Source organism: Acinetobacter sp. YH12076, from assembly GCF_013419525.1.
Classification (GTDB): domain Bacteria; phylum Pseudomonadota; class Gammaproteobacteria; order Pseudomonadales; family Moraxellaceae; genus Acinetobacter; species Acinetobacter amyesii.
The window spans coordinates 17,721-28,295 of record NZ_VOZY01000021.1 but is presented as its reverse complement, the minus strand read 5'-3'; the positions used below and the strand labels follow the sequence as shown (position 1 = coordinate 28,295).

General features: G+C 37.5%; 11 protein-coding genes and 2 pseudogenes. 7 read left to right on the top strand and 6 right to left on the bottom strand.

Annotated features, from left to right (window positions below; all coding sequences use genetic code 11):
- A pseudogene (locus FTU22_RS15260) lies at nt 1-131 on the bottom strand (IS6 family transposase); the annotation flags it as partial.
- Nucleotides 132-194: 63 nt separating this feature from the next.
- On the opposite strand from FTU22_RS15260, the pseudogene FTU22_RS15255 reads away from it, so the two are divergent.
- From FTU22_RS15255 to FTU22_RS15225, 7 genes and pseudogenes are all read left to right on the top strand, one after another.
- Nucleotides 195-566, top strand: a pseudogene (locus tag FTU22_RS15255) (efflux RND transporter permease subunit); the annotation flags it as partial.
- Nucleotides 559-882 (top strand): DUF3240 family protein, encoded by a 324-nt coding sequence (locus tag FTU22_RS15250; protein WP_159153751.1) that lies wholly within the window; start codon nt 559-561, stop codon nt 880-882. The pseudogene FTU22_RS15255 and the gene FTU22_RS15250, both read left to right, overlap by 8 nt.
- Entirely contained in the window at nt 882-2,189 is a 1,308-nt protein-coding gene (locus FTU22_RS15245) for a TolC family protein (protein WP_004974304.1), read from the top strand. Before FTU22_RS15250 ends, FTU22_RS15245 begins: the two co-directional genes overlap by 1 nt.
- A 72-nt stretch (nt 2,190-2,261) precedes the next feature.
- On the top strand, nt 2,262-2,924 hold the full coding sequence (locus FTU22_RS15240) for a response regulator (RefSeq protein ID WP_004974305.1): 663 nt from the start codon (nt 2,262-2,264) through the stop codon (nt 2,922-2,924).
- Entirely contained in the window at nt 2,925-4,289 is a 1,365-nt protein-coding gene (locus FTU22_RS15235) for an ATP-binding protein (protein ID WP_004974307.1), read from the top strand. It abuts the gene before it with no gap.
- 116 nt (nt 4,290-4,405) lie between these two features.
- A complete protein-coding gene (locus FTU22_RS15230) occupies nt 4,406-5,347 on the top strand; it encodes a transposase (protein WP_159153750.1) in 942 nt (313 codons plus the stop codon).
- A 118-nt stretch (nt 5,348-5,465) separates the two neighbouring features.
- The gene (locus tag FTU22_RS15225; protein WP_004973749.1) at nt 5,466-5,921 is read left to right on the top strand and encodes a helix-turn-helix domain-containing protein; all 456 of its coding nucleotides are present in this window, start codon (nt 5,466-5,468) and stop codon (nt 5,919-5,921) included.
- Nucleotides 5,922-6,593: 672 nt separating this feature from the next.
- On the opposite strand, the gene FTU22_RS15220 is transcribed toward FTU22_RS15225, so the two are convergent.
- From FTU22_RS15220 to FTU22_RS15200, 5 genes are all read right to left on the bottom strand, one after another.
- On the bottom strand, nt 6,594-7,859 hold the full coding sequence (locus FTU22_RS15220) for a type II toxin-antitoxin system HipA family toxin (RefSeq protein ID WP_000934717.1): 1,266 nt from the start codon (nt 7,857-7,859) through the stop codon (nt 6,594-6,596).
- Complete coding sequence (locus tag FTU22_RS15215) at nt 7,859-8,164, bottom strand: helix-turn-helix domain-containing protein (protein WP_000366814.1); 306 nt, start codon at nt 8,162-8,164, stop codon at nt 7,859-7,861. The genes FTU22_RS15220 and FTU22_RS15215 overlap by 1 nt, the downstream gene beginning before the upstream one ends.
- A gap of 920 nt (nt 8,165-9,084) precedes the next feature.
- Nucleotides 9,085-9,342, bottom strand: a complete 258-nt coding sequence (locus tag FTU22_RS15210) for a hypothetical protein (protein ID WP_004726728.1) — start codon at nt 9,340-9,342, stop codon at nt 9,085-9,087.
- A 349-nt stretch (nt 9,343-9,691) separates the two neighbouring features.
- Nucleotides 9,692-10,288, bottom strand: a complete 597-nt coding sequence (locus tag FTU22_RS15205; protein WP_004658347.1) for a putative adenosine monophosphate-protein transferase Fic — start codon at nt 10,286-10,288, stop codon at nt 9,692-9,694.
- A 12-nt stretch (nt 10,289-10,300) separates the two neighbouring features.
- Complete coding sequence (locus FTU22_RS15200) at nt 10,301-10,468, bottom strand: YhfG family protein (RefSeq protein WP_002125865.1); 168 nt, start codon at nt 10,466-10,468, stop codon at nt 10,301-10,303.
- Nucleotides 10,469-10,575 lie beyond the last annotated feature (107 nt).

The following is a 10,575-nucleotide window of genomic DNA, read 5'->3' as shown; positions in this document are numbered from 1 at the left end:
TGATCGACATTCACTCCGCGTTCAGCCAGCATCTCCTGCAGCTCACGGTAACTGATGCCGTATTTGCAGTACCAGCGTACGGCCCACAGAATGATGTCACGCTGAAAATGCCGGCCTTTGAATGGGTTCATGTGCAGCTCCATCAGCAAAAGGGGATGATAAGTTTATCACCACCGACTATTTGCAACAGTGCCTTTGCATTAGCATTAACAGGTGAGTATTTATCTGTTCCTGCATCAGTTGGTTTTATTGCCTTGATGGGGATTGCTGTACTGAATGGTTTAGTGATGATTAGTTATTTTAATCAACTGATTTCTCGTGGTGTTGCAATTGAGGAAGTTGTTCGTGAAGGTGCTATGCGCCGTTTACGTCCAGTCATGATGACCGCGAGTATTGCAGCTTTAGGTTTGATCCCATTGTTATTTACTACTGGCCCTGGTGCCGAGATTCAACGTCCATTGGCGATAGTTGTGATTGGAGGGCTTATTTCTTGTACTTTGCTGACTCTGATTTTACTTCCTAACTTGTTTAAAAAATTTGGTTTAGCGCGAGATCATCATGTCTGAAATATGCCAACTCTCTATTAACGTGTCCTCTGATATTGCTGAAGAACTTATGGAGCATTTGTGGTTAATTCCTGAGTTGATTTCAGGGTGTACTTGTGTCAACGCACAAGGGTTTGGTAATCGCCAACATTATCGTAATGTTCAGGAAAAAATTCGCGGAGCAACTGAACGGAATCTTATATTGCTGATTGTACAACACGAATTTGTATCATTGGTTTTGGCGCATATTCAGCAAAAATTTAAATCAAGTGATTGTTTTTATTGGGTCATACCTACATTAATTTCTGGTTATATGAGCCAAGGAGCACTTGACTAATGACATTAAATATCAAATTTAAATCAACACTTCTAGGCCAAATTTGGTATCTGTTTGGGTTGGGCTATTGTTTTACAGTGGCTTCGACAGCAATTGCAAAACCTCAACTTGAAGCTGCTTTGCCACCACTTGAAGCAGTACAACAGAGTCTAGTAGAACATCCGAATGTGCGTGCTGCAATATCAGAGCAAGATTATGCAGACTTTGCCCGACAAGGATTAAAAGTAGGGCAAAATCCGTGGACTGTTACAGCCGGTATGCAAGTACGTAAGACGGATACACAACTAGAGCGAAAACAAGCCAATAGTTATGAACCTAGTTTGGGGATAGAAAAACAAATACGTTTGCCTAATAAATACCGGCTAGATCAAGATCTAGCACAACGTATTTCAAGTATTGCAGAACTGAAGTATGAGAATGCTCAACATCAAGCATCTAAAATGTTGTTAAATAGTTGGTTTGCTTATATGCGAAGCACATTGCATTTGAAGCGACTGCAAGAACAGCTGGATCAAATTCAGCAATTTATCCAAGTGACTGAACAACGTATTCGAGCAGGAGATGCACCACGACTTGAGCTAATGCTCTTGAAGAATGAGTACCAACAACTTGAGGAACAATATATGCAAGCTAAAGCTGCATATATTCAAGCTCAGCAATTGTTGGCCCGCGATTATAGAGGAAAGATCCCTGAACAGTGGAGCAGCGATGTTATACAGCCTAGCCCTATACAGTATAGTCAAGCAGAGTGGGTACAGAAAATTTTGTCAGTTAATCATGAGTTAGCACTCGTAAGGATGCAAGCTACACAGCAATACGCAGTATTAAAAAGAGAGCAGCTTAATAGACTGCCAGATCCTACGATTGGTTTTGGTTACAGTAGGGAGCAATCGGGAGAGGAGAATTTATTAGGGGTTAGTGTTTCAATTCCTTTGACTGCGCGACAAGTCGGTATTGCTTCAGGAATGGCAGCGGCAGAAGCAAAAAAAGCGGATTTGGAGGTATTGCGTGTAGAAAAACGTCTGCGTCAAGAAATACAGGGGTGGGTGATTCAAATGGAGTCAGCGACTGTACGGAATACGAAGGCGCAAGAAAACTTACAACTGTTGCAACAACAACATCACTTGATGCAAAAAGCGTATAAATTAGGTGAGTTGAATCTCAATGAGCTTTTGTTGCATTCGCAGCAATTGATTGAAGCACGTAGCCGAGTCGATCAAGCTAAAGTAGATTATGCAGAAAGTATGAGTTCCTTATTACTTGATTCTCATCAATTGTGGCCTTTACATGAGATGGATAGAATTTAACAGTAATATTTACGAGCATAGTAGGGATTATAAATTTGCGCTGTAGTTTGGTAAGCAAGAGAAAAAGGTGTTATGAGAGTTCTATTGGTAGAAGATGATAGCTTGTTGGCAAAAGCAACTGCACGTGGTCTAGATCAAATGGGCTTTGTAGTTGACATTGCGAGCACAGCAGAGCAAGCGTACCATTTTTTAGTGAGTTATCATTATCACTTTATTCTACTAGACTTAGGTTTGCCTGATCGAAATGGGATTGAAATTTTAAAATCACTACGTCGCAAAAAGAATCAAGTTGGAATTATTATTCTGACTGCTCAAGATCAGGTTGATGATCGTATTACAGGTCTAGAGGCAGGAGCTGATGATTTTGTTGTTAAACCTTATGATTTACATGAGGTCGTAGCAAGGATTCATGCTGTATTACGCCGAATTTCAGGAGAGGTAGGGGACCTAATTCAGGTTGGAAATATTAGTATTAACAAAGCGAGTAAACAAGTACTGTTAAATCAAGTCGAAATTGAGTTGACACATAAAGAGTTTCATTTATTGGAGTTATTTACTCTCAATCGTGGTCGTGTAATTTCGCGTGAAAATATAGAAAATTCATTTTATGCTTATGACGTTGATGTGAGTAGTAATGTTGTACAAGTCTATATTCATAACTTGCGTCGGAAATTAGGTAAAAATATTATCCGTACAGTACAAGGTTTTGGATATATCATGGATGAACAGCATTAAATGGCTGATCCAATTCGCAGCTATTCATTAACCCAGCGCTTATCTATAATTTTACTGGCAATTACCACTAGCGTTTGGTTGGGTAGTTTAGGAAGTATTTATTGGGGAATGCAAAACACTGCCAATAATATTTTTGATAAGTCATTAGCAGAAACTGCTCATGCTTTATTGTCTACGACTCTAAGTACCCTAGATGGAAAAGTACCGCAGCATACAGTGATTGAAAAAGCTAAGGGTGAGCATTATGACCAAATTGTATTTCAAATTTGGCATCGTGATGGACAATTAATTTATCGTTCTATTGGTGTGGAAACACAGCCATTTGTTCAGCAAGATAATTTTGGTTGGATTAAACTGAATAATAATACTTATCGTAGTTATTCTGTTTGGGATAGTACGCATACAATACAGGTACAAATTGCGCAGGTTTGGACAATTCGAAAAGATATTCAGCAAGATATGTTGCTGTTTTTGATTTTGGTTTCAATCATATTTTTGCCATTATTATTATGGTTGATTATTTGCACGATCCGTCGTCATTTATTGGCTGTATATAGCATTAGTCAAAACTTAGAAAAACAATCCATTGAACATTTAAATCCAATTAAGCCAGTTGTACCGAAAGAAATAGAACCTTTAGTGAGCTCTTTAAATACCTTACTTAGTGAGATTGCTGAAAGTATGCAACGTGAAAAACGTTTTACCTCAAATGCCGCTCATGAACTCCGTACACCATTAGCTGCTATACGCTTACATGCCCAAGTACTTCAAAATGCACGTTCCAATGAGGAGTCTAAGGAAGCTGCACAGGACATTATTACAGGAGTAGACAAAGCATCAAGAATGATTACTCAGTTGCTTACATTAGCGAGGCTTGAACCGAATGCCACACAAAACAAAAGCAATATTGATTTGGTAGATATTGTTAAAGGTACAGTTGAAATGATGGGTATTCAGTTCAGAAAAGCAGGTGTAGACTTACAATTGCATCTCACCTCAGTGTGCGTTTGGGGGCAGTCAGATCAGTTGGAAATTATGTTGAGAAATATACTCGAAAATGCCATTCTTTATCGTAGTTCAATACATAAACCTATTATTAAAGTCAGTTGTGGAAGTATTGGAAATGGTAGTTTTATACAGGTTGAAGATAACGGCATAGGTCTAGATGAAGCACAAATCCCATTTATATTTCAGCGTTTTTATAGAATAAATCAAGCCAGTTCTGTAGTAGGAAGTGGTCTGGGATTATCTATTGTGAAGCAGATTATTGACTCTCATTTAGGCAAGATTACTTTACAACGTGCAAATGCAGTTGGAGGATTGATTGTCAGAATTGAATTTTTCAAAAAATTGAATATTTATTAAAACGATAGTCAAAAAAATAGATTTTATCATATTGATTTATATATTTAATTTAAATGCTGGCGTATATCGTTGTCCACTCATAATGTTCTCTCCTATGCAAAAAGAATAGACGAAATTTGTCTAGGAGACTTGCCGAGACTTATAACATCTCGCATGATAGTGTAAATCGCTTTCTAGAACGTGAAGACTACACACCTCACGACCTATATCAAGAAGCAATTCAACATATTGATAATAATAAACTTATAGTCAGTATTGATGATACTGTTTTAGATAAACCCTATAGTCAACATATGGACTTGGTTAGCTATTTTTGGTCAGGCAAACACCACCGATCCGTCAAGGGTATTAATCTCATTACCTTGTATGCGACAGATCAGAATGGTCAAAATATTCCAATTAATTTCCGAATTTATGACAAATCTGAAAGTAAAACCAAGAATGATTACTTTATGGATATGTTAAGTGAAGCACTCAGTTGGGGTGCAAAGATTCAATTTATTACAGGTGATAGTTGGTATTCATCGACTGGAAATCTAAAAACCATAAGAAAATATGGTATTCGATTTATGTTTGGTATCGACTGTAACCGTAAGGTTTCCCCAGAAAAAGGACAATGGTTTCAACTGCGTTTATTGCCAAATTTCCATCAGGGTCAAGTGGTCTGGCTCAAAGATTTTGGCTTTGTACAATTATTTAAGACTCAGTTAAAAGAACAGCAGAGGTTTTATATTGTGCATCAAGATGAAGATGATTTATTGTCCTTTGAGGGTTTTCATGAATTACATTCAAGTCATTGGAAAATAGAGCAATATCACCGGGTGATTAAACAGGTTTGTCATATTGAAAAGTTTCAAGTAAGACGATCTAAACTGATTTTGAATCATATTTTTTCAGCCTTGATGGCCTACGTCGAGATACAAAAGAACCAGTTTGAGCGGATCTTTGAAAATGTATATCGTTGGCAGAAGAAATTATTTAGACCAGTTATCAAAAACTTCATTGATGACTTTATTCTCGATAAAAATCATCTGCTACCACAGAGAATCTATAAATAATAGTGCGTAAGTCCTATATATTATCTTTCTCACAATTTCATAAATATCAATTATCTAATAAGTTGACAAAAACAACTAATCATGCGAAAAAGTTTTTTTAGTTAACAGATGTTCACACATGCCTCGAATTGTTTCTGTACCACTTAGTTTAGAACAGCGAGAACGACTCATTTTTCTGGCCAAGCATGCAAAACATTGGCGTGAAAGACAACGTGCCCAAACTATTCTCTGGCTTTCTGAAGGTAAAAGTGTTGCGGAAGTTGCCACTCTACAAGAACGTATCCCAGAAACCATAAGGCTACAACGCCGACGTTGGGAATTGTATGAGTTTGAATCGATTAAAGAAGGTCATCGCTCAGGTCGGCCCAATACATTGATCTCAGACTATCAGGCGAAAATCCTAGATTGGGTCAATACAAGTCCACTCAATGCAGAACAAATCCGAGTCAAACTACATGAAGAATACGAAGTGTCCGTGTCTGTTGAAACCATTCGTAAGTTTTTACGTGATTCAGGTATGGTCTTCAAGCGTACCCGTCATAGCTTGAAAAAAAAGAGATCCGATTGCATTTGAACAAGCAACACAGCAGATTGAAAAATTACGAGAGCAAGCGGCACGTGGTGAAATTATATTAGGTTATGTTGATGAAACAGGGTTTTCATCTACACCTGATAACACTAAATATAAAAAAAATGGAAGAATAATTTACTAAGTTATTGTTTTTAAGTTGATCCTTGTTTTATATGGGGGTGATAATAACTTCTGATTACTAGTTTTTACCTTAAATATACCGATTGAAAGATTCATTTAAAGGCTATGAATACATGAGTTTTACAGTTTGGCTAGGTCAGCATGAGTACTTTTCACAAGATTTAAGATCGACCATGAACGTGATTAAGTTATAGGGGATTGATGAAATAGTTTTTATGAATTTCTGGCTTTCTGGGCTGATTTTATCAAATTCATGTCTATGCAAAATTGCGACATATTTCTCGTGCTGGTAGTTATCCAGAGTTTGGTCTGCATCTATCCATAGTGCAGACCTTTTTTTGGTGACAGTTTTTTCTTAGTGATTTTCGATCTGGATGTAGTGATTTCACGTTTGCAGAATATATCTTGGCGGTGATCCATCTAATATTCGTGATTATAAAGAGAGCTAATTCACAGGTTCTACAGATTATGTAGCGACTAACTATATCAAAGTCTATTTGCAGTTGATGGTTGGCGCTTAGTTTATATTTACGCTTAGGTTTCAGTTAAAAAATCAATATTCTGTTGAATCCGTGATTGAATCATCTGTAGGGTAGATTCTCGAATTTGATGGGGATACAGGCGCTGCGCAATTTGACTAAATTGAAGTGCAATTTCACGCATGGTCAAGATGATCTCATCGACTTCTAGAGTAGTCAGATTAGCTTCTGAAGTACCGAGTTTATGTATGTCATTTCGGGAAATATTGAGCGCTTCTCCCATAATGTCCATTTGATGATAACCACCTGGACCCTCGCAGAAGGTCACATCATAGGCTGGAGCCAATTTCCATTGACCATTTTTCTCCATGAGAAATGAAAAGTTCTTAGTATGGTCATCCCGATTATTGAAAAGCACATTAAACACAGCACGTTTAAAAGCATGCAATCTTTCTCGTACATCTTGCGTACACATCAAGGTTGCCCGGAGAAAATTGCGATAGTCTAGGCTACCTGGAACTTTATAGTCTGCTCCTGTATATGCAGCCAAACTCTGCATTGGAATCCGCATACCATTTTGACGATCGAATCGTTTAGAAGCAAAAGCCGTTAAACCATTGGGCAAATTAAAGAAATGGGTATCTGGAGTCTCAATTGCACAAAGTCGCAAACATTCTGCATAGACGGCTTCAATGGCGCAGACTTCAGGATGCTCTTGCTGAGCAGGAAACTTAATCAGCCAGGCTTCATGTTGATCAGAATCTTGAGTCGAAAACTCTAAATTGACAGGATCTCGGTAAACCAACGCTTTTGGTCTGGCACCTTGAGGGGAGCCACCCATGACCAATAAATGCTGTAGAAATTCACCACCTTCACCTTTGAGTACTTCTTGAACTTCCTGGGCCAGTTGTTGTAAAGGGATATTTTCTGAGGTTTGCATGTCAGCAACACAAGGTTCAAAGGAGAGGGCACCCATTGCGTGACTACTAATATAGGTCAGACGCTCCAAAGGTCCAATTCGTGCTGAATTTAAGCCAATTTTTTTGAAATATCGATCCATCAACATCATGCCCCAACCATCTGGTAAAGCGTCATAGACTGGACCTGGGAGTCCCATTTGATGAGTAGGAAAACCTTGTCTGAATGGTAGACCTTTTAAAGGCAGCAAGTAAGAAGAGAGCTCAACACCTTGCTGTATTGCTTCTGGACTATATTCAAAAGCAATGGTGGGTCTACCTGTCGTGGCTGTTGAACTAATCAGCGTTCCCCATAACCATGATTCGCCCCAACCGTTGTAATAAACATTAAGTCTATTGAGCATTATCCCTTCCTCTTAATACGGTGGCGCTTACTTTGACTCTCATAGCGAAGAATGTCATTCACACTGTTAAGCTGAGGTTTAAATAGTTCCTGAAGTTCGTTTAATCGACCCAAGACCATTGCAATACGGACTAAATTTTCAACAGATACATTTCGTCCCGCTTCAAGATTCGAAACTGTATTCACGCCGACACCAGCGCGTGCTGCTACCTCAGCTTGAGACATCTCCAGAAAGAGTCGTTGCTTACGTAAACGCTCACCTAAAAGAGTCACAACTTCTTCTGGTTTAGTGAAATATAAATCCATTAAATTGGGTCTTAAGAATGAATAATTTAATTAAATCACAAAATAATGGAATTAATCTATAGCTATAGTGTGGCTAAGGAGGGCTTTGTTGCACAGCACATCAGAAGGGTAGGTATAGTCCTTGGGTATCTGTTACAGAAAATCATCAGGATGTACTTTGACTGATTGTTGATACGGAGATTTCAGTATTTTCATTTTTCCTAATAGGTCACATTACTTAGAAAGGGTTCTTCGAAAATTAGTTCATACTTTAAAAATCCTATAAATATTGAGGATATTTTCTTAATGCTTTCAATATAGCATGCGGCTATATGTAACTCGAACGGGCTTAATCTGCCTTTCAGTATAAATTTTTTGGGCGTGAGAGGGGAGAGGTGTGAGGGCAAGCAATTTATATCGTGGATACTTCTAAATTACTTATGTAATAGAAGGTGGTAAACATGGATTTAGAGGTAATAACACTAAATATAAAAAAATTGGAAGAATAATTTATTAAATTATTGTTTTTATATGGTTATTGGTGATGTTATGAATAATAATAACTTTTTTCTTGATGAATTTTACCTAAAAAAATTGATCAGATAATTTTCTTTAAATGTCATGCATACATAAATTTGACAGTTTGAAGGGATCGGTATGTGCATTTTTCACAAGGTTAAAGATCGACCATAAATGTGATAAACGGCAGAGGATCATTGAAAAATGAATGGATTTAAACACTACATGTATGCACGAAAAAAAGTATCGCTGCGGTTCTGCTGACAGGCTGTATTGAGCATTGAATGCAAATGATGTAGTAATTGTCTACAGGCTATAGGACCAGCATGAAGAAGAATGAAATGTAGTTGCCAATTTATAACCTTGGTTGAAAAGCATAGCATTGTTATTCGGAGAAGTGAGGTAAGCCATCCTTCTCTTATTCATTTAAAATGATTCTTACTCAACTGATCTCGACTCATGGGCTGGTTCCAATTAGACGGATAATAACTTCCATCCCCTATCTTTTTCTTACCACATTTCTTGCATTTAATCCCTTCTTTGGAGATTTGATTCAGCATCACTGTTGTCGGTTGAATCAAATCAATGACATAGTTCGTTGGTTCAGGAAAAGCAGAAGAGGCTGCTTTATTGCAAAAGAGAACATTCGGATCAAATGGATTGGATTGCACAAAAGCCATGATACAGCCACAGAGTAATTCACCTGCATGTAATCTGTAACATCCATTCAGGTCATCAGACGAAGATTAATCTGAAATTTAAGCACTAAACACCATAAATCTATGTATGGGCAGACTTTTTTGAGACATATGTTGATAAACATGCGGCAAGTTACATTGCTTAAAAGTCTATCTAAGTTAACGATCTATTCAATTCTGGATAAGTAATCTGAATATTACGATCCTAAATTACCCGAAGAGTATTAAGATTTCTAAGAATCGTGATTGTTGGTTTATTTGGGAAATTAATCAGTGGATTGAAGCAAAGATGATGGCTCATTAAGGATTGTGGGCTTCGACTACTTAAATTTTAGGTATTTTGAATAAAGCATATTTCAAAAATCTTAATTAATGGATTTAAATTACCATAAAAACCTTCAATATTGGCTTGAATCCATTGTTGTTGAGAGTCAATGCGAGACCAATCAATACCATAACCACAATGAGCAATCAGATGCTCAAAGAAAATCCGTTGTGTACGTCCATTACCTTCACGGAATGGGTGTATGACATTAAGCTCACAATACAAGTCGGCAAGTTGAGGAATCAGTTGTTGTGGTGCTAAGCCTTGAAAGTATTTTTTTTCTTGAAGCGGTTTGAGTAGTTTATTGGTTTCAATTTCAATACGGGAAAAATTACAAAAACGGGTGTCACCTTTGGAAATATCGATTTGTCTTAACTTTCCTGCCCAGTCGTATAAGTCGCCAAAGAGCTGCGCATGAATTGATTTTAAGTATTGTAAGTCGTAAGGTGGTTCAGCATATTCAATTAAGTTACTTGCCAATCCAGACAGTTCTAGTTCAGCTTGTTCTAAAATTTGTTCATCATGAATATTGAGTTTGTTCTTTAGGATATTTGTGCCAGGGTAACAATACAGGCTGTCACCCATTTCCCCATATTTATCCATACATGCACCTGACTAAGTTTCGGGTTGCGAATACTTCTTATATTTTTGCAAGATTTCAGCTTTACTTTGTTGAGTTGTTTGAGCTGTCGTTGTAATGCCTTCAAGCTTTAGGCTGGCTTGATAGTTTTGCGCACGTGTCGCTTGAATATATTTTTTTTTCTGTTCAGTGGTTCTGAGCATTTCGAAACTCCATTGATGCTACACGTGAAGTAAGTATAGCAGAGAATCTTTTTGATCAATGCTGCATACACAGCATTTCAAAATGTAATACAACGGTATTGTTTCAT

Bases quoted from the DNA above. Each gene is read 5' to 3' on its own strand.
- FTU22_RS15225 (WP_004973749.1), top strand. From the start codon at position 5,466: ATGCCTCGAATTGTTTCTGTACCACTTAGTTTAGAACAGCGAGAACGA.
- FTU22_RS15220 (WP_000934717.1), bottom strand. From the start codon at position 7,859: ATGCTCAATAGACTTAATGTTTATTACAACGGTTGGGGCGAATCATGG.
- FTU22_RS15215 (WP_000366814.1), bottom strand. From the start codon at position 8,164: ATGGATTTATATTTCACTAAACCAGAAGAAGTTGTGACTCTTTTAGGT.
- FTU22_RS15240 (WP_004974305.1), top strand. From the start codon at position 2,262: ATGAGAGTTCTATTGGTAGAAGATGATAGCTTGTTGGCAAAAGCAACT.
- FTU22_RS15250 (WP_159153751.1), top strand. From the start codon at position 559: ATGTCTGAAATATGCCAACTCTCTATTAACGTGTCCTCTGATATTGCT.
- FTU22_RS15200 (WP_002125865.1), bottom strand. From the start codon at position 10,468: ATGCTCAGAACCACTGAACAGAAAAAAAAATATATTCAAGCGACACGT.
- FTU22_RS15245 (WP_004974304.1), top strand. From the start codon at position 882: ATGACATTAAATATCAAATTTAAATCAACACTTCTAGGCCAAATTTGG.
- FTU22_RS15205 (WP_004658347.1), bottom strand. From the start codon at position 10,288: ATGGATAAATATGGGGAAATGGGTGACAGCCTGTATTGTTACCCTGGC.
- FTU22_RS15210 (WP_004726728.1), bottom strand. From the start codon at position 9,342: ATGGCTTTTGTGCAATCCAATCCATTTGATCCGAATGTTCTCTTTTGC.
- FTU22_RS15235 (WP_004974307.1), top strand. From the start codon at position 2,925: ATGGCTGATCCAATTCGCAGCTATTCATTAACCCAGCGCTTATCTATA.